The 18,796-nt window shown below is 42.9% G+C and carries 15 protein-coding genes; 8 read left to right on the forward strand and 7 right to left on the reverse strand.

The window, feature by feature from the left end; genetic code table 11:
• Positions 1-73 precede the first annotated feature (73 nt).
• From prfA to NXR94_RS02495, 3 genes are read left to right on the forward strand one after another with little or no spacing between them, the layout of a single operon-like run.
• A complete protein-coding gene (gene prfA, locus NXR94_RS02485) occupies positions 74-1,147 on the forward strand; it encodes a peptide chain release factor 1 (RefSeq protein ID WP_258102988.1) in 1,074 nt (357 codons plus the stop codon).
• Positions 1,148-1,174: 27 nt separating this feature from the next.
• Positions 1,175-2,614 (forward strand): hypothetical protein, encoded by a 1,440-nt coding sequence (locus NXR94_RS02490; protein ID WP_258102989.1) that lies wholly within the window; start codon positions 1,175-1,177, stop codon positions 2,612-2,614.
• Positions 2,611-3,033 (forward strand): secondary thiamine-phosphate synthase enzyme YjbQ, encoded by a 423-nt coding sequence (locus NXR94_RS02495; RefSeq protein ID WP_258102990.1) that lies wholly within the window; start codon positions 2,611-2,613, stop codon positions 3,031-3,033. The genes NXR94_RS02490 and NXR94_RS02495 overlap by 4 nt, the downstream gene beginning before the upstream one ends.
• Here NXR94_RS02495 and NXR94_RS02500 read toward each other — a convergent pair whose 3' ends face one another.
• Positions 3,034-3,945: a YitT family protein gene (locus NXR94_RS02500; protein WP_258102991.1), complete on the reverse strand. Its 912-nt coding sequence runs from the start codon at positions 3,943-3,945 to the stop codon at positions 3,034-3,036.
• Positions 3,946-3,983: 38 nt separating this feature from the next.
• On the opposite strand from NXR94_RS02500, the gene NXR94_RS02505 reads away from it, so the two are divergent.
• From NXR94_RS02505 to ppk2, 3 genes are all read left to right on the forward strand, one after another.
• Positions 3,984-4,925: an ion channel gene (locus NXR94_RS02505; RefSeq protein ID WP_258102992.1), complete on the forward strand. Its 942-nt coding sequence runs from the start codon at positions 3,984-3,986 to the stop codon at positions 4,923-4,925.
• 55 nt (positions 4,926-4,980) lie between these two features.
• Positions 4,981-5,886, forward strand: a complete 906-nt coding sequence (locus NXR94_RS02510) for a hypothetical protein (protein ID WP_258102993.1) — start codon at positions 4,981-4,983, stop codon at positions 5,884-5,886.
• A 127-nt stretch (positions 5,887-6,013) separates the two neighbouring features.
• Positions 6,014-6,787: a polyphosphate kinase 2 gene (ppk2, locus tag NXR94_RS02515; protein WP_258102994.1), complete on the forward strand. Its 774-nt coding sequence runs from the start codon at positions 6,014-6,016 to the stop codon at positions 6,785-6,787.
• 282 nt (positions 6,788-7,069) lie between these two features.
• On the opposite strand, the gene NXR94_RS02520 is transcribed toward ppk2, so the two are convergent.
• Positions 7,070-7,954 (reverse strand): MBL fold metallo-hydrolase, encoded by an 885-nt coding sequence (locus NXR94_RS02520; protein ID WP_258102995.1) that lies wholly within the window; start codon positions 7,952-7,954, stop codon positions 7,070-7,072.
• Between the two features lie 52 nt (positions 7,955-8,006).
• On the opposite strand from NXR94_RS02520, the gene NXR94_RS02525 reads away from it, so the two are divergent.
• Entirely contained in the window at positions 8,007-8,489 is a 483-nt protein-coding gene (locus tag NXR94_RS02525) for a PaaI family thioesterase (RefSeq protein ID WP_258102996.1), read from the forward strand.
• A gap of 5 nt (positions 8,490-8,494) precedes the next feature.
• On the forward strand, positions 8,495-9,268 hold the full coding sequence (locus NXR94_RS02530; protein ID WP_258102997.1) for a prolipoprotein diacylglyceryl transferase: 774 nt from the start codon (positions 8,495-8,497) through the stop codon (positions 9,266-9,268).
• On the opposite strand, the gene NXR94_RS02535 is transcribed toward NXR94_RS02530, so the two are convergent.
• From NXR94_RS02535 to NXR94_RS02555, 5 genes are all read right to left on the reverse strand, one after another.
• Positions 9,265-10,140 carry a diacylglycerol kinase family protein gene (locus tag NXR94_RS02535; protein WP_258102998.1) on the reverse strand — a complete coding sequence of 292 codons (876 nt, stop codon included), beginning with the start codon at positions 10,138-10,140 and terminating at the stop codon, positions 9,265-9,267. The genes NXR94_RS02530 and NXR94_RS02535 overlap by 4 nt on opposite strands.
• A gap of 6 nt (positions 10,141-10,146) precedes the next feature.
• The gene (locus tag NXR94_RS02540; protein ID WP_258102999.1) at positions 10,147-11,097 is read right to left on the reverse strand and encodes a threonine/serine dehydratase; all 951 of its coding nucleotides are present in this window, start codon (positions 11,095-11,097) and stop codon (positions 10,147-10,149) included.
• A gap of 16 nt (positions 11,098-11,113) precedes the next feature.
• A complete protein-coding gene (gene polA, locus NXR94_RS02545; protein ID WP_258103000.1) occupies positions 11,114-13,885 on the reverse strand; it encodes a DNA polymerase I in 2,772 nt (923 codons plus the stop codon).
• Positions 13,886-13,941: 56 nt separating this feature from the next.
• Entirely contained in the window at positions 13,942-15,309 is a 1,368-nt protein-coding gene (locus tag NXR94_RS02550; RefSeq protein WP_258103001.1) for a sensor histidine kinase, read from the reverse strand.
• Between the two features lie 61 nt (positions 15,310-15,370).
• Positions 15,371-18,529 carry a CHAT domain-containing protein gene (locus tag NXR94_RS02555; protein WP_258103002.1) on the reverse strand — a complete coding sequence of 1,053 codons (3,159 nt, stop codon included), beginning with the start codon at positions 18,527-18,529 and terminating at the stop codon, positions 15,371-15,373.
• Positions 18,530-18,796 lie beyond the last annotated feature (267 nt).

The raw sequence follows: 18,796 nt of genomic DNA on the forward strand, positions 1-18,796 counted from the left end.
GCGGAATTAGATTTTACATTCATTTGTCTCTTCCCTTTTATAGTTTTGTGAATTCAATATTTCTATCCGAAAAATGATCGATAAGCTCGAAGCAATTAAGAAAAGATTTGAGGATGTAAGTCAGCTCATCGTGCAGCCAGATGCTATGGCTGATATGGATAACTATACCCGACTGAATAAGGAATATCGTGATTTGGAAAAGGTAGTTAGTAAGTATGATGAATACAGTACTACCCTGTCCAATATCAAAAGTGCGAAGGAGGTCCTTGAAACGGAGAAGGATCAGGAGTTTCGAGAGATGGCCAAGGCTGAACTGGATGAATTGAATCCTAAGAAGGAGGAACTTGAAGAGGAGCTTAAGGTGATGTTGATACCGAAGGACCCCAATGACAGCAAGGATGTCATTTTGGAAATTCGTGCGGGAACGGGAGGAGACGAGGCTGCACTTTTTGCAGGGGACCTTTTTGGTATGTATAAAAGCTATGCGGAAGCACAAGGATGGAATTTCTCAGTAGTGAGTTTGACCGAAGGAACTGTCGGAGGATTCAAAGAGATCATTTGTGGTATCAGTGGAGAAGACGTATATGGTAAGCTCAAGTTTGAATCGGGAGCGCATCGTGTACAAAGAGTACCCAGCACTGAATCACAGGGTAGAGTACACACCTCAGCCGCAACTGTAGCTGTGATGCCGGAGGCAGAGGAGGTCGATATCGAGTTGAATATGGGAGATATCCGAAAGGACACCTTTCGAGCATCGGGAGCAGGGGGACAGCATATTAATAAGACAGAATCAGCGATAAGATTAACCCACATACCCACCGGAGTAGTAGTTGAATGTCAGGACGGAAGATCTCAGCATGCTAATTATGATAAAGCATTGAAAGTCTTACGTTCTCGCCTGTACGAGATGGAGCTGAAGAAACATAATGACGAAATTAGCTCGCACAGAAAGAGTTTGGTTGGATCAGGGGATCGCTCCGATAAAATCAGAACCTACAATTTTCCTCAGGGAAGGGTCACAGATCACCGCATCGGCTATACCGTCTACAACCTGCCAACGGTATTAGGAGGGGAACTGAATGATTTTGTGGAACAACTCAGGATTGCAGAAAATGCAGAAAAAATGAAAGATGGTGAGATGGAATAAATTTCTGCTCATGCCGTTCAAATCAAAATGATGAAGCAATCCGGAACTTTCTTAGTAGTACTTGCCACACTGCTTCTTATATGGGCTTGTGAACCGCAGGAAGAAATGATTACGGGATCACCTTCTGCGCAATTAGTTTTTAGTACGGATACTGTTCTATTCGATACCCTGTTAACCGCACGCACCAGTATCACCAAGCGGTTTCGAATCAGAAATACTTCCAATAAAGCAGTTTCCATTTCCAGTATTCGATTGGGAATGCGAGATCAGTCCCAGTATTCGATCATTGTCAATGGAAAAATGGGATCGGAAATACAGGATGAGGTCTTGTTCGGTAAGGACAGCCTGCTTGTTCTGGTCGATGTGGAGATAGATCCTCAGGATATGGACCTACCCTATTTGGTTAAGGATTCGATTATTGTTGACTGGAATGGGAATAGTGCAAATGTGAAGTTGGTAGCCTGGGGACAGGATGCTCATTTTGTTAATGCACAGACCATCTGCGATGAAGTATGGACCGCAGAAAGACCCTATGTGATTTATAATTATGCGTTCGTAGACAGCCTATGTCAGCTTACCATTCAACCCGGTGCAAGAGTCTATCTGGATAATGGTGCTGGTCTCTATGTGCAGGGTACGTTAAAGGTTCAGGGAGATTCCGGTAATCACGTTCTATTTCGAAATACTCGTTTCGATGAGAATTATATTGTGGCTCCTGGTCAATGGAGTGGATTGGTATTTTTAGAATCCAGTCGTGATAATGAAATACATTATGCTGAAATCGAGAATGGAGAAATTGGGATTGGTCTGGGATACACCTTTGCCTCAATCGATGGTTCAACAATATTGATTCCAGAAAAGGGAGTTTATACTTCCAGTATTGAAATATCTAACACGTCCATCCGACATATGTCTACTGCCGGCGTTTTGGCATTTTCGTCCAATGTCAAGATGGAGAACAGTGAGGTATTTAATTGTGGAGGCTTTACAGTTGGAAATTTTGGTGGTGGAAATTATCAATACGATTACTGTACATTCTCAAATTTCCCTAACCTGTTTAATGCAGAGGATCCATCATTTCAATTTAGTGACGAAGTGGAAATATTTGAAGGCTATGTATTGAGAGAGGAGTTAAGCATGAAAGTTTACAATTCGATCATTTGGGGAGCAAATGAGGAGGAACTGGCATTTTCATTAACCGAGACGGTGAATACCACAGTGGATATCAATAACAACATAATAAGATCTAAAGAGGATTTAAGTCCAAACAATTACGGTTCATTGGAAGCGAATTTTCCTGGATTTGTAAACCTAAGTACGGATATCTTTGATGGTTTCGATTTCGATCTGGATTCTCTTGCCTTTGCCAGGGATAAGGGGCTGGACCTCAATTATACCATCGACATCAAGGGGGAGAAAAGAGACTTAAAGCCCGATATTGGGGCACATGAAAGAATAGATCCATGATATTTATTCAGGAAAACTTAAGAATAGAAGCAGTAAGCAGGGGGTTTCACCTTATTACCGGCGAGGTACTTTCGGCCATTCCGGACATTCGAAATATTAAAAAAGGAATGTTGCAAGTCTTCATTCAGCATACTTCTGCCTCGCTGACCATCAATGAAAATGCCGATCCCACGGTGAGACAGGATTTTGAATCTCATTTTAATAAGATGGTTCCTGAGAATGCCCCTTACTATAGGCATACTTATGAAGGTTCGGATGATATGCCTGCGCACATCAAAGCTTCACTTCTTGGACCCTCAGTCATGATTCCCATCTCCAATGGCAGACCTGCCCTGGGCACCTGGCAGGGAATTTATTTGTGCGAACACCGGGATTATGGTGGATCACGTAGACTGGTAGTTACTGCCTGGGGGGAATGATCAACTTTTATTCTTTAGCTTCTTGAGTGGCAACTTTCTGATCATACCTCCTTTGATGTCTTTGACTTTGGACATTACCAGGAATGCCTCCGGATCAATAATTTCAATCTCTGATTCCAATCTCGCTATTTCCAGTCTGGTAATGACCGTATAAATAATGTGAGTTTTGGCGTCCTCCTGCATTTGCAAACTATAACCTTTACTTCCATGATATACGGTAGCCCCTCTTCGTAGCTTGGTAAGGATCATTTCCCGAATTTCTTTGTTTTTGGCAGACACGATAGTCACCCCTATGTATTCATCAAACCCTTCTAATACGAAATCCACCGTACGTGATGCGGCGAAGTAGGTAATGATAGAATAGAGCGCGGTTTCCATCGAAAGCAAATAGGCCGCCACGGAAAAGATCAAAATATTAAAGATCAGAATGAGCTCACCTACGGAGAACCCTGTTTTTTTACCAAGAAAGATGGCGAGTATTTCTGTGCCGTCAAGTATTGCTCCTCCCCTAATCGTAAATCCAATACCCAGACCCAGAAAGAAGCCACCAAAAACAGCAACAAGAAGAGGATCAGAAGTAATGGTGGGGAATTCAAAGCTATAAATGACCAGTGCGAGCAGTGAAACACTAAATAAACTTTTTATTGCAAACGCCTTACCAATTTGGATCAATCCCAGGACAAGAAACGGGATATTTATTAAGAAGATAAAGACTGATAGTCGGCCTCCGGTAACCACAGTAAGCAAAAGAGAAATCCCTGTGACGCCTCCATCGAGCACATCATTTGGAAGTAAAAAGCTTTCCAAACCAAAAGAGGCTGTGACAACGCCCAGGACAATTAGAAAAACTTCTCTACTGAGACGCTTAACGCTTATGCTCAAAGACCGTATGTGAAAGACCAGGTTATTCATATAACTACTAATTTAGACATCAAAATAGAAGATCAACATTGGCGAAGAAAAACACACCAAGAAAAAATTTTTCAGACCGGTTTCGGGAGCTCGGTTTGGGCATTGGCAGAACTACCAGTGGTAAGCTGATTGACAAGGAGGGACATTTTAATGTCATCAGGAAGGGCATAGGCATCCACGGGTTTTCATTGTACCATTGGTTGATCAACCTTAGCTGGATTCGTTTTTTTGTCTTTGTGCTGTTGTCTTATATCCTGGTGAATCTGCTCTTCGCGGTTTTATATTGGATGATTGGTGCGGAACATCTTACTGAGCTGGATGCCACCAATATGCACCCTTTCTGGCATTGTTTCTATTTTTCCAGTCAGACGCTTACCACGGTGGGCTACGGAAGAATCAGCCCGGTAGGTGAGTTGGCCAGTATGGTGGCCGCCTTTGAGGCCATGATCGGCTTGTTGGGGTTTGCCTTTGCCACTGGGATACTGTACGGGCGTTTTTCGAAAGCCAAGTCCAAAATTATTTTTAGTGACAGGATTCTCGTGAGCCCTTATCAGGGTATCAAGGGATTAAAGTTCCGAATAGCTAATACTCGTCGCAACGAATTGATAGAAATGGAGGCGCGATTGATGTATTCTTTCTTGCATGAGGAAAATGGAGAGTTTAAAAGAAGGTACATGTCCCTTGACCTCGAAATATCATTCATCAATATGTTTCCACTGCCATGGACCATTGTCCATCCAATAGGAGATGAAAGTCCGATTCAGGGAAAAACCGCCGAGGATTTCAGCAGGGAGCGGGCTGAGTTTTTGGTGATACTGAAGGGATATGATGAGACCTTCAATCAGTACGTTCACCAAATTCATGACTATGATTTTGATGAGGTCGTTTTTGATGCCAACTTCAAACCGATGTTTGATCCTGCTGCAGGGGCAGGAACTGTAGTGCACCTTGATAAGATCAGTGATTTCATAAAGTTATAGTCTTTGGCATCTTTTTGGCTGAGGTATATGTTTCACTTACCTCTATGTATGCCAAATGAAGTTAAACCCGCTTTATCGATGTCTGTCCCTTTCTATATCTCTTAGTCTTTTTGTGAGCTCCTGCTCCTCCACTTATTATTCACATCGGATAAGAGCAATTCCAGAATCAGATAAAACTATTCAGACAAGTGAATTGCTGCGGGTTTTCCAGCTTCCTAATGATCATTCTTCAGAATTATTTGTAGAAGTAAATAATGTCATAGAGCAGGAAATTACAGAAGAACATATAACCACCAAACATATTGATCATAGTGAAACCAGAATTTCCGGAGTTGTGACTATCGTGTTAGGAGCTTTACTTGCTTTGATAGTGGGTACAGATACCTATGATGAAGATACGGGTCAAACCTACGAGGCCAATCCGCAGGCAGCCAAGGTGATATTGTTTAGTTCATTGGCCTTCGGTGGGATAATGAGTCTTATATCAGATTCAGAAAAGGATTCGATCGAGCTTGTAAAAAGGAATAGCATTTTTGAGGAATATAGTGATGAAGGAAGGGCATATGTGGTTTGGCCTGAATTATCACCATCCAAATCGGTCTTACGAAGTGTAAATGACGGTCTGTTAGCTGTTGATCTCCTGGAGGATTTTGGTTTGGATTATTTTGATAATCAGGAAACTGCAACTATTTATTTTAAATCCGTGGAAGATACTGCTGTCACCCATACATTATCCATTGAAATTAATACCTGGTTGAAAAAAACTATAGTGAATAAGGGTGAGCGAAGAATTGCAACTTATTATGCGCCTTCAAAAATGGCTGAAATCGCTTTTAGTCTAAGTTCAGGCAGGCGTATTCGGCCTATCAAAAAGGTGGGCGAATGGTATAAAATTGAAGACAACAAGGAGATTGTCTACGTTCATGATCAGGATGTTGAATTTTATTATTCGTTGGACTAGCATACACCGAACCAGATTAATAATGACGACTGCCAGTATCTGACTAAAATCATAGTTTTTTCTGATGGGGACTTCCTAATAACAACTGTGGGTTATCGATATTACATTGGTTCAAACTGACTTAGCCATGAATAATAAAGATTACGAAAACCATCTATTAGCGCTTCAGGAAGAACTGGTGCATTTGCAGGAATGGATACGGAAGCAGGGACTTAAAGTTGTGGTGATCTTCGAAGGCAGAGATGCCTCAGGAAAAGGAGGGGTCATTAAAAGAATCACCGAACCGCTCAATCCCAGGGTGGTTAAAGTGGTGGCGCTCGGAGTGCCTACAGAGAAAGAAAAAGGTCAATGGTATTTTCAAAGGTATGTACCCCATTTACCTGCAAAGGGAGAAATGGTGCTTTTTGATCGGAGCTGGTACAATCGTGCCGGTGTAGAGCGGGTGATGGGATTTTGTACGGACCAAGAATATGAGGAATTCCTAAGGTCCTGTCCGGAATTTGAGAATATGCTGATCAGGTCGGGAATTACCCTACTCAAATATTGGTTTTCAGTGAGTGATGAGGAGCAGGAGCGACGATTTAATAATAGAGTTTCCAACCCAATGAAGCGATGGAAGTTCAGCCCAATGGATTTGGAGTCAAGGGCTAAATGGTTGGAATATTCCAGAGCTAAGGATGTTATGTTTGCTCATACCGATACCAAACATTCCCCATGGTATGTAGTTAATGCAGAGGATAAAAAGCAGGCCAGGTTGAATTGCATTAATCACATACTCAGCCAGGTGCCATATGAGAAAATGAAATATGATGAGATCACCCTTCCTCCTCTTCCAGAGGACAAGGCCTATGTCCGGCCGCCGATGGATTATCAGACATTTGTGCCGGAAAAATTTGGTTAAAAGGGAGGTTTTCGAATTTTTATCTAAGGATTTGACCAGTTCATCGATTGTTTCGGCGGCGTGTAATTAATAAATCTATTTTTGTATTGGGTATTTTAAATATCCGATCGCTGGTTGAGAGAGGGGGGCGTGTCCTCCCTCTTGATTATCGCGCCTTTTTTTACCGACCTCGTTCCAACGAGACCCCTACCGCCGGCGACAAACAATATTAGAAACACTTGCACATTGCAAGTGTTTTTTCATTTTGGTCAGTCCAACGCCCTAGCAAATACTGCAGGGTTCTCACGAATTTTGTTTTTTCCAGTACCTCACCAATCCTGAAACACTCATCCAGCTTGGGTTGGCTGCCTCATATTGTTCAAGACCATGACTATCTACTCCATGCTCTTTGAGTTGATTAACAGTATAATCCTTAAATTGAGATACCATTTCATCCATCTCCAAGCCTGAGCTCCATTTTTCTTTAACCCAACCGGCCCAATCCTGCATCATTTTTCGAAGGTTGTCAAGGTGTGCTACCTTATTTTTGATGACACCGAAATGCGTGAGATAAAGGTTGTCAGCAGCAATGCTGAGTAGGTGATCAATGGACATATTCCAAATTTCAAGATCGATATCCGGAGGTGGACAAGGAGCTACTACAGGACCGGCGCCAATTTTTACCCCAGCCACGTCTCCAGAGAAAATAGAATCATCAAGCTGCCAGGCAATATGATGCTTCGCATGACCGGGAGTGTAATGTGCAATAAAGGTTTTGCCTCCAATTGTTAATTCAGCTTTATCCTCCGGAGCGAAAAGCTGGTTTCGAGGGATTTTGTTCATGGCTCCCCACAGTCGCTCCATATCATCCTGATAGATGCGTTTAGCCGACTCATAAAGTTTGGTAGGGTCTTCCATATGAGGTAATCCGAACGGGTGTACATAAATATTGGCACCAGTCTCGGCCAATGCCCATGCGGCACCTGCATGATCAAAATGAATATGTGTGAGTAACACATGTTTGACATCCCTTGGTGTATAGCCAAATTGCATCAGACCTTTCTTAAGGGACTCAAATGTGGAGTGGGGACCTGTTTCAATGAGAATAGGGCCTTCAGATGATTCGACCAAAAAACTTGCGATTGCCTGATCAATGTCGAGATAGTTGAGATCTAATACTTGAATCATTTTTGTGTAATTATTGGGTAGATTGTGGCGTTGTCTAAACAATAACGAAAATATGGGAAACAAAGACTACTTTCAGGACCATATGCCGGAAAATGTCTGTTTTGGTTGTGGAAAAAACCATGACGGATTACAGATCAAAAGTTACTGGGAAGGAGAAGAGAGTGTCTGTAGATGGGATTCGGAAGAGAAGTATCATGGATGGGCCAATTTGCTCAATGGAGGTATTTTGGCTACGCTCGTTGATTGTCATTGCATGGGTACAGCCATTGCTCATGCCTATCGCTTAGAGGAGCGTGACATGGATTCAAAACCAGTTTATAGGTACGCCACCGGGACCTTGACGGTAAAGTATCTGCAACCCACTCCGAATGACATCACCATTGAATTGAGGGCAAAGGTTATAGAGGTTAAGGGACGCAAAACGGTGATGGAGTGTCGGGTGTTTTCTGATGGTATTCAAACTGCCCAGGCTGATGTGGTGGCTATCCGTGTCTTTGATAGTAGTGAGTCGCAATCCGAGAACCCATTTAAATAGGAGATATGTATCCGGAGCTTTTTACCATTGGTGATCTGACAGTCTACTCCTACGGTTTTATGATTATGCTAGGAGCGGCGACCGGGTATTTTTATTTGAGTAATGTGGGTAAAAGGGAATTTTCGATGGCTCCTGAAAAGGTGCAGCTGTTGGTTATTCTGATCGTTGTTTCGGCTTTTATTGGTGGAAAGCTTTTCTTTTATCTGGAGGACCCTTCTTATTATTTTTCGTCTTTTGAGGTGTTGAAAAAGAGCTTTCGAAATGGCTTTGTGTTTTACGGCTCTTTGTTATTTGCCATTCCAGTCGTAGCCTGGTTTTTTATCAGGGAAAAGTTACCCGTCTGGCGTATGATGGATCGAATCGCTATTGTCGCCTGTATTATACATGGCTTTGGGCGAATGGGCTGTTTTCTTGCAGGTTGTTGCTATGGAATACCCACGGAGAGTTTTTTAGGAGTGACTTACCATAATCCGAAATCACAAGCCGAACCACTTCATGTAGCTTTGCACCCTACACAACTTTATGAATTATTCTCGATATCTGCCATTTTGGTGCTACTACTGATGCTAAAACGATATCAGAGACTGGAAGGCAGACTCATTTTTGTCTATGTCGTCCTTTACGCTGCGGTTCGAGCAATAATTGAAGAGTTTCGTGGTGATATCGCCAGGGGATTTTTATTTGATGGCTGGCTTTCCCATGCTCAGTTCATCTCCATTGTTCTTATTGTGCTTGCGGTAGTTGCTTACCTTGTCGGCTATCGAAAAAAAAGGATTTAAGCTTTTACCCTGACCTGTAGTGCCTTTTCCATGACAGAAAATTTGAATGGGGGATTGCCAAAATATTCTCCGTCAATATGGGCATTGAGTTCCGTTTGATTTTCAATAATCAGAGAGTTTGTCTTAAAGAACCTCACTTCTTTTAATCTCCCGTGTTTTCCCTTGGATAATGCCGGAATACTCAAAAAACGTTTTATCGGATGGAGCTCTCCGACTTCACAAACGTGCAAAAAACCATCGGCTAGTTTGGCTTCAGGGTTTAATTTGAACGAGCCTCCAAAAGTGGTCCCTTTGGCAATACATAGAAGAATGAGTTTCTTTTTATGCGTACCATGGTCATCGGTAAATGAAAATGATTTAGGAGCATAAGAGGCCAAAATTTTCAGGACGTGATAATAATATTTAGCAGGCCCCTTGATCATGGTTTTTTCACGAACCATGTCAGCTACGATTTGGCCATCAAACCCCACCCCAACACCATTGAGGAATTTCCTTCCATTACAAAGCCCCAGGTCAACACGCATAACCTGTCCGAAAAGTGCGGTCTCAATCTGATCTTCCAGTGATTGACCAAGGTTTAGGCATTTTACATAATCATTGCCAGATCCTGTCGGAATAATGCTTATTGGAGTGTCATATTTCAGGCCATTGACTGCTTCATTCAGTGTACCGTCTCCGCCCAGGATGATCAGATCTGTAAAATTTTCATTGAAGTGCTGCTCCAGAATAACCGTACCGTTCTTATCCCTTTCCGTATAGAATATCTCATGCTCTAGCTTGTGCCCCTTCAGAACACTGACAAGCTTTTGGAGCACATGGGTTGACTTTTTTTTACCTGAAACAGGATTGACCAGAATGAAGATCCTTCTCAAGGCAGATTATTTAAAAGGCAGGTTAGTCACGTCGACATTGCCACCGGTCAGGATTACACCAACACGTTTTCCCGCAAACCTCTCCTTCACTTTGAGTACTGCTGCAAAGGCCACAGCACACGAGGGTTCAATTATGATTTTCATTCTTTCCCAGATCAGCTTCATTGCTGAAATGATCTCCTCTTCCTCTACGGTAATCACTTCCTCCACATAGTTCTGAATGATCTCAAAGTTTTTTTGTCCGATGGTGGTTTTCAAACCGTCCGCAATGGTGTTCGGGTTTTTAACACCTTTAATTTTTCCGGCTTTCAAAGACTGAAAAGTATCATCCGCATTTTTCGGTTCTCCCAGGAGCACTTTAATTGTCGGGTCCAGACAGCTGGCACTAATGGCCGTTCCGGCGGCCAGTCCACCACCTCCTACCGGGGATATAACATAATCAAGCTCATGGACCTCTTCAATGAGCTCCTTGGCTGCGGTTGCTTGCCCGGCAATGATCCTGTAATCATCAAAAGGAGGAACAAAAACAGCCCCGGTCTTTTCAATTATTTCATCACAGGCCTTTTTTCGGGCCTGCTCTGTGGGCTCACAGAAGGTAATTTCGGCTCCGTATTCTTTCACAGCATCAATTTTGACACGTGAGGAATCTTTGGGCATGACCACGTATGCCTTGCTACCGGTAAGACTTGCAGCCAAAGCCACAGCTTGTGCATGGTTTCCTGAAGAGTGAGTAGCAAAACCATTTCTCCTCTCCTCTGGGGTGAACCCCATAATCATGTTCGTGGCACCGCGCATTTTGAAGCTGCCACCTCTTTGAAAATTCTCGCATTTGAAAAACACCTTTGCTCCAACCATTTCATTGATGGAATTGGAAAACAAAACAGGTGTTTCTTCTATGTATTTTGAGATGCGTGTATGCGCTCGCTTGATTTCGGTTAATCCGGGTATTTTATCCATTTTGGGTTACTGGGGATCAGTGAGCTTCTAACCAATTGGCTCCATGACCTATCCCAATTTCCATTGGTACGGAGAGCTCCAAGGCTGTTTTCATAAAATGATCTACATTTTTTTGTAATGTCTCCAACTCATCTTTATGAGCATCGAAGACCAATTCATCATGTACCTGCATGATCATTCTGGATTGAAGCTTTTCCTTCTTCATCCAGTCATGGATCTTGATCATCGCCACTTTTATCATATCTGCGGCACTTCCCTGAATGGGTGCATTGATGGCATTTCGTTCTGCAAATCCGCGCTGCGTAAAATTCCTGGAGTTGATTTCTCTCAGATATCGTCTTCGTCCCAGGATTGTTTCCACGTATTCCTGCTCTTTCGCCTTAGCTATGGTACTGTCCATGTATTCCTTCACTTTGGGAAATTGCTCGAAATAAGATTCAATGATCTCGGCTGCCTCACCTCTCGGAATGTTCAGGTTTTGACTCAAACCAAAAGCCGAAATACCGTAGATAATTCCAAAGTTGACCTCCTTGGCCTTCCTACGCATATTGGAGTCTACTTCTTCCACTGGCACTTTGAAAACCTTGCTGGCGGTATTCGTATGGATGTCAAGTCCTTCTTTGAAGGCAGTGGTCATACCCTCATCTTCGGAAAATGCAGCCATGATGCGCAATTCAATTTGTGAGTAATCCGCTGATAAAATAAGATAATCCTCCGCTTTTGGAATAAATGCCTTTCTGATCTCGCGACCTTTGGCCGTTCGAATAGGGATGTTCTGCAGGTTAGGATTGTTGGAGCTTAGTCTTCCTGTTGCCGCGATGGTTTGTCGATAGTCTGTATGCAGTTTACCGTCTACTTTGCTTACCAGTTTTGGTAGTGCGTCAACATAGGTGGATTTAAGTTTTTGATATTCCCGGAATTCCAGAATTCGGGAGGCAATTTCATGTTCATTGGCCAGCTTCGACAGAATATCCTCACCAGTGGCATACTGGCCAGTTTTGGTCTTTTTGGGTTTTTCCATCACTTTGAGCTTGTCAAAGAGGATCTCCCCGAGTTGCTTTGGTGAGGCGATATTGAATTCCTGACCTGCTATTTCGAAAATTTGGGACTGTGCCTTTCGACTTTCTTCATCCAGTTCTTTTGACATGGAGGCCAGGGCCTTTTCATCAATTTTAACCCCCTCATATTCCATGTCGGCAAGTACAAAAGACAAGGGTTCTTCTACCTCGTGAAGCAACTTCCCCAAATGGAATTCCTTTATTTCCGGCTCCATTTTTTCCTTTAGCTGGAGCGTAATGTCCGCATCTTCACAGGCGTAGTTTTTAACTTCTTCTTCATCGACATCCCGAATGGATTTTTGCTTTTTCCCCGTACCGACGAGCTCCTGAAACTTGATCGGTTTATAATCGAGGTAGTTTTCCGCCAGTACGTCCATTCCATGCGGTGTTTCCGGATCGATCAGGTAATGAGCAAGCATGGTATCGAAAATCTTACCCTTGACCTGAATATTGTAGTTGCGAAGCACCTGGATATCGTATTTAAGGTTTTGACCTATCTTCAAAATGTCCGGATTTTCGAGTAGGCCTTTAAACTCTGAGGCTACGGCATGAGCTTCTTTGTCATCCTCGGGAATCACCACATAATAAGCTTCGCCCTTTTTGATGCTAAAAGCAATACCAGCCAGTTTGGCTTCACGGGTATTAAGGCTATTGGTCTCGGTATCAAAACAAACCTCCTTTTGGGCTTCCAGCTTTTTAATGAGGTCGGCTCTTTCTGATTTTGTTTTTACAAGGTGATAACTCGCCCTGGAGGCATCGAATTTTCCCTTGGAGCTAAGATCATCAGAGGTATCCGGAGCCTCCGTTCCAAATAAGCCCAGCTGGGGACTGGAGGAGGCTGGTCCGGCCACTTCTTCTACGAATACTCTTTTTGCAATGGTTCTAAACTCCAGTTCCTCAAATAGCGGAACCAGCTTTTCCTTGATAGGGTCCTTTTTTTCGAGTAGTGCTTCATCCAGTTCTATTGGAGATTCGATGTTGATGGTCGCCAGTTTTTTGGAGAAAATCCCTTGCTCGCCAAACTCCTGAATTTTTTTCTGGAGTGCTCCTTTGAGTTGGTCGGCATTTGCAACGATGTTTTCTACGGACCCAAATTCTTTTAGAAGCTTCGAAGCGGTTTTATCGCCCACCCCCGGAACCCCCGGGATGTTGTCAACGGCATCACCCTTGAGCCCAAGGATGTCGATAACCTGTTCTACCCGATCGATATCAAATTTGTTGAGGACTTCCGGTATGCCCAGAACATCCACCGCATTCCCCAGATAGGCTGGTTTATAGAGAAAAATATGGTCCTCCACCAGTTGAGCATAATCCTTATCAGGGGTCATCATGTAGACATCATATCCTTGTCTGGCAGCCTTTTTAGCCAATGTTCCGATGAGGTCATCTGCCTCAAAGCCGTCGAGTTCAAGTACCGGTATTTGTAGTCCTTCCAGTATTTTCTTGCAATAAGGAATGGCTACTGCAATTTCCTCTGGTTGAGCTTCTCTGTTGGCTTTGTATTCGCTGTATTCTTCATGGCGGAAGGTGGGAGCATGGGTGTCAAAGGCCACACCGATATGTGAGGGCTTTTCTTTTGTTAATATCTCAAGTACAGAGTTGGTAAAGCCCAAAACCGCCCCGGTATTCATTCCTTTGGAGGTGATTCTTGGGTTTTTGCTAAACGCAAAATGGGCTCGATAAATGAGTGCCATTGCATCAAGTAAAAACAATTTTTTTTGTTCGCTCATGGAGGTAAAGGTAGTAGATGTGGTAGTGAAATGAAATGGGAAATTTTGGCCGTGAATTAAATCACAGGAAGAGAAATTTCGATGGTAGTACCGGCCGCTTCCTTACTTTCAACTTCGATGGTCCCGCCATATTTTTTGACGATAGTATAAACGATATACAATCCAACGCCTGTGCCTTTTCCCGGTGCCTTAGTGGTGAAAAACGGATCAAATATTTTATTTTGAATTTTTTTCGGTACTCCAATTCCATTGTCCTGAACCTTAATCTTTATTTTATCCTCCTTTTGGAATAATTGAACATTGATGCTTGGGTTGGACACCTCTTCAACTGCATCTATACTGTTTCTGAGCAGGTTAAGTAAACACTGGTTGAACTCAAGGGGTAGTCCATGATAATTGATTGGTTGTTCGGCCTGTAGATCAAAACTGATATGTGAGCTTGCATGCTTTACCAGATAGTAAGTATCCAGCACTACCTCTTGAAGGTTAAAATCAGTGGAGCTTTCCGAAGGATCATTTTTTGGAGTGATTTTAATGAGGTTAGATAAAATGTCCTCAATATGTTTAGTTCCTCTTTCAACATTGTCTAATAACATGTTCAGTTCAACGAGTTCTTCCTTGACTGATTCCAATTGAGATCCGTTAATTTGATTCTTTAAAGCATCGATGTTGTTTTTGATCGGCTGAATGCTACCACCTACGAAATTCAGGGGATTATTGATTTCATGTGCAATACCCGCAGTAAAGTGACCTAAAGAGGCCATTTTCTCCGACTCTATCAATTGATTTTGTGTTCGGGTCAGGTTTTTAATGATACGCTCTTTTTCCTTGATGTTTTGGCGGAAGGAAAAGTTGAGCTGCTCAAGTTCGGAATTTTGGGACCGGGCTCTTTTGCGCTCTTTATCAAATTCCATTTTGAGATAGTTTACCATTAGAAACGTCCCAAAAAGTACTACGAGGTAATCATAGGGTAAGGTCTCATTGGATTGTGGAGCCTGTACTATCCAATCTGTTTTCAGCTGTATGATTACCAGACCGACCAAAATGGACATAATCAGGACTAGGAAAAAGTTGCGAAAACGTGGGGGTAAGAAGATGATACAAATAATGCCAACAGCCACGGCTCCAATGCCCGAAGGGCCATAAATCCCGGATAAGGAGATCCAAAAATAGATCAATACCAAAAGGCAAAGTGCCATCAGTGGAATTCTCAGATGATTGAACAGACCCTTATATCTGGATAGAAAAAAGAAAGTGCCAAAGATTACAATAGCGGCTGCCTCAACGAGCACCATGGTGGAGATTCCATACAGCCAAAAGCCTTGAATCATACCATGCAGCATAATCAATACAATGATCAGGCAGATGATTTCAAAAAGAGACTTTTCAAGTCCCGTGCTGGCCCTGGGGATTCTATATTTCATTTTATCAGCAACAAAAAAGGGTTCAAATGGAACCCTTTTCTATCTAAAAATAGCACTTTTTTTATTCTCCTACCATGACAAAGGCTCCCCAGTAGTAAGGCGCCTTCCATTTGTCTTTGATGCGTTTTTGAGCAATGTTAAATGCGGTTTGCTTATCCTTACCGCTTAACCACTCCTGATAGAAGGTTGTCATTAGTTCTTGTGTCGCATCATCATCCACCGTCCACATGGACATGATCATGGTTTCCGCACCGGCTACTCTAAAAGCTCTTTGAAGTCCATAAACGCCTTCACCATTTTTGATTTCACCAAGGCCTGTTTCGCAGGCTGATAGAACTACCAGCTCAGTTCCATCTAAATTTAGGTTCATAGCTTCATAAGCCGTAAGAATTCCATCATCTTCAAAACTCTCCGTTTCAGAAATTTTTCCCCGAGCGATGAAACTATTGGCTCCGGCCAGTATAAGTCCGGACCTCAGCAGAGGGTTTGCAACATATTCATCCGCATGAATATCTTCCTCATCATGCTCCAGGAAAAATCCGTGTGTAGCAATGTGAAGCGTCTTCGGATTACGGATGGTTTTGATACTATCCTCCAAAGCATCATTGCTAAGCAGGGTCATTACATCTGCCGATTGTGATATATACAGACTATCTATGAGGCCAACTTCTTTCTTGGTACCAGGTAGCAGTGCCAGCAATTGGTTGGAGCGCATATACCGGAGCATATTACCACGAAGACCTCTTGGGATAGATCCACCCCGTGATAATCCACCGGGTTGAGATTCAACTCCCCTGCCACCTCGGCTGATACCTCTTCCTTCGGATGCCGCTTTTACGGCAGATTCAGCAGACTTATCTTTTTCCTCACCGGATTGATCATCAATGATGCCCATGTTGTAGTTCGGGTAACCAAAAAGGTAGGATTTGCCAGCTTTACCCGAAGAGGTATTGGCGGCGATGAGGTCCTTGCTATTGGTCACAATGTGGAGCTCTACTTCATCAATAAGAAAGTTGCCTGTGGCCGGGTTTCTGAGGGTATAGATGCTGATCTGATTATACACTCCATCCGGAGAAAGGTAAACTTTCTTGATATTAGGTATTTTGTTTGCGATCGGTCTCCAGAAAAGCCGGTAACTATAATCCTCGTTCACCTTGTACTTGATGGCATTTCGATAGTTGGATAAGAAACGTGTCTCCATTTTCTTCCCGTTTCTCATGATCACCATTTCCGGGAAGGCGGTAGTTTCCGGGGTCAGGATCAATGCAGCATAGTAGACTTCATCAGTAAATACACCAGCGGAATCTGTAGAGAAGTCCCGGAATCTTATGATCTCAATAGCCGCTTCGCCTGGTAACAGGGCTTCCTGAATATCTTTCCAGCTGGTTTTGGTATTCGCATAAGTCGAGGCAAATGCTGCGCTGGATTTACTCAGCTCTTTTTCTATTATGTTGCTGAGGTTTGTAAGGGAGTCAATCTTTTTGTTTCTGGCAGCCACCGGCATATTGCTGGCGCTAAATAGCTTAGTTAACTTTTCTTTGGTATCTATCCACTGATCGTACCGCTCCATCAAGGTAGAATCACCACTGTTCATGATGGTTTCTCTTACTTTTTGAGAAGCAGAAAGGATGATGCCTTTTGTCGCCAGTTGATTGTCATACATCTCACCGATCAGCTCATTATCCTCAGAACTGGTCTCAATGATGAATGAGTTGTACTGTTCAAATGCAGGCTTCAGTTTGTTATAATAAAATTTGGTTTTTTCCTCTTCGCTAAGAATCGGGAAAACCAGGTTGATCTGGTTGAAGTAGTTATCAAAGGTCTCCTTGTAGTAGCTTAATGCGGTTTTGTAATCCTTCTTTTTCCAGTTGAGGATTGCCATTTTGGTCGTACTGAGCGCATAGTCCGGATGCGATTTTCCGAGGGCCTTACGGCGAAGTTCCAGTGCTTGCACATGATATTTTTCCGCATTGTCAAGGTCCCCACTCGTAAAATAGGCCTCACCCAGATAGTAGTTGGCAAAGGCCTGTTGAGAAGCATTGGCTCCTACCTTTTCGAATGTTTTTACGGCTTTGAGTCCTAGTTCGATAGCCGTGATATCATCACCTTTTTTGTTGTTGACATAGGAAAGGTTCTGAAGAATTCTGCCGTACTCAACACTTTCTTCTCCCACGATCGACTTATAAGCCTCACCCGCCTTATTGTAATATTCTTCTGCTTTGGAGAGTTTTCCGGCATATCGGTAATTGTCGGCCAGGTTTCCGGCATCAATGGCAAATGGGTAAGAATTGTCACCGTAGAATTCAACGTCCAACTCCAGGTTTTTCAGAAAGATCTTTTCCGCCTCATCATAGTTTCCAAGGTCAGTATAGTTGAGTGCCAGATTTCCATCAAGGATCATCAGGTATTCGGTCTGATCACCCTGCATTTTGCTGAGGATGTCCTTGGCCTGAAGGAAAACTTCTTCGGCCTGAGGAACCTTACCCGTTTCATTGTAAAGCCCTGCAAGGCTGGACAGCGTGCTGACATATTCTATAGAGGCATAAAGCCCTGCGTCATCCAAAATCTCAAGGGCGTTGGACAGGTTTTTTTCAGCTCTGGAATAGTTGCCCTCCAGGGTATAGAGGTCACCCATGGTCTTGAGGATCATGGCCTCATTCAGGCTGTTCTTTTTTACAGATTTCTTAAGCTCTTTGCACAGGTCCAGTCCTTTTTGTGTTTGCTCTACGAACATGTAGTGCTCTGCGAGGGTAAAAGCGGAGGTATAATATTCTTCACTTTCTTTTCCGTACTTGGCCTCTTCGATTTTCAATAGTTCAAGGTAGAGTTCTTCCGTCTCGTTGTATCTCCCCAGCTCGTCCTTGATATATCCCAGATTAAAGATGACCGTGCTGATGTCATTACTTCCAAGCTCCTTTCGCAGATCATATTCCTGTTGGAAATAGGACAAGGCCGTCTGCATGTCATTGTACCAATAGAGGTAAGACTCTCCAAGAAAGGAATTCATTAATGCGGCAAGGGTGTCCTTCCTGTCCAGATAGAAAGACTGAATGCTCTCCTCATTTTTGAGGATTTTGTCATATTCATAGTTATCATAATAACCCTCTAGCTTGTAATAGAGCTTTTCGGCTTTCTTACTCTCAAACTTGTATTGGGCAAGGGAAGGAGTAAGGGTGCAGATGAGAATGAAACCACTGATTAAACTGGCTATTCGTACCATGGCGGAATTAAATTTTTTCAATAATAAATATAAAATAACGAATAATTTCTGAAGCAAGCAAGGAAGAACCAACTACACAAGTTAGGAATAAGTCAGGAGATTCTTGCGAACGGGTATTATTACCATTAAAACTGATGGCTCAATTATGCTCAACCCGAAAAAGGGGTGATTCATCGAAATTACTTTCTCATTTTTCGCAAATAGGATTTAATTGTGTGTTAAGATGTCCTAATACCGTCTAATGCGTATTTTATCTGATTAACCAAA

Origin of the sequence: Marinoscillum sp. MHG1-6, assembly GCF_024714475.1 — a bacterium.
Classification (GTDB): domain Bacteria; phylum Bacteroidota; class Bacteroidia; order Cytophagales; family Cyclobacteriaceae; genus JAMZMI01.

Coding starts and splice junctions, on each gene's coding strand:
- prfA (WP_258102988.1), top strand. CDS start 74: ATGATCGATAAGCTCGAAGCAATTAAGAAAAGATTTGAGGATGTAAGT.
- NXR94_RS02490 (WP_258102989.1), top strand. CDS start 1,175: ATGATGAAGCAATCCGGAACTTTCTTAGTAGTACTTGCCACACTGCTT.
- NXR94_RS02495 (WP_258102990.1), top strand. CDS start 2,611: ATGATATTTATTCAGGAAAACTTAAGAATAGAAGCAGTAAGCAGGGGG.
- NXR94_RS02500 (WP_258102991.1), bottom strand. CDS start 3,945: ATGAATAACCTGGTCTTTCACATACGGTCTTTGAGCATAAGCGTTAAG.
- NXR94_RS02510 (WP_258102993.1), top strand. CDS start 4,981: ATGAAGTTAAACCCGCTTTATCGATGTCTGTCCCTTTCTATATCTCTT.
- ppk2 (WP_258102994.1), top strand. CDS start 6,014: ATGAATAATAAAGATTACGAAAACCATCTATTAGCGCTTCAGGAAGAA.
- NXR94_RS02520 (WP_258102995.1), bottom strand. CDS start 7,954: ATGATTCAAGTATTAGATCTCAACTATCTCGACATTGATCAGGCAATC.
- NXR94_RS02525 (WP_258102996.1), top strand. CDS start 8,007: ATGGGAAACAAAGACTACTTTCAGGACCATATGCCGGAAAATGTCTGT.
- NXR94_RS02530 (WP_258102997.1), top strand. CDS start 8,495: ATGTATCCGGAGCTTTTTACCATTGGTGATCTGACAGTCTACTCCTAC.
- NXR94_RS02540 (WP_258102999.1), bottom strand. CDS start 11,097: ATGGATAAAATACCCGGATTAACCGAAATCAAGCGAGCGCATACACGC.
- polA (WP_258103000.1), bottom strand. CDS start 13,885: ATGAGCGAACAAAAAAAATTGTTTTTACTTGATGCAATGGCACTCATT.
- NXR94_RS02550 (WP_258103001.1), bottom strand. CDS start 15,309: ATGAAATATAGAATCCCCAGGGCCAGCACGGGACTTGAAAAGTCTCTT.
- NXR94_RS02555 (WP_258103002.1), bottom strand. CDS start 18,529: ATGGTACGAATAGCCAGTTTAATCAGTGGTTTCATTCTCATCTGCACC.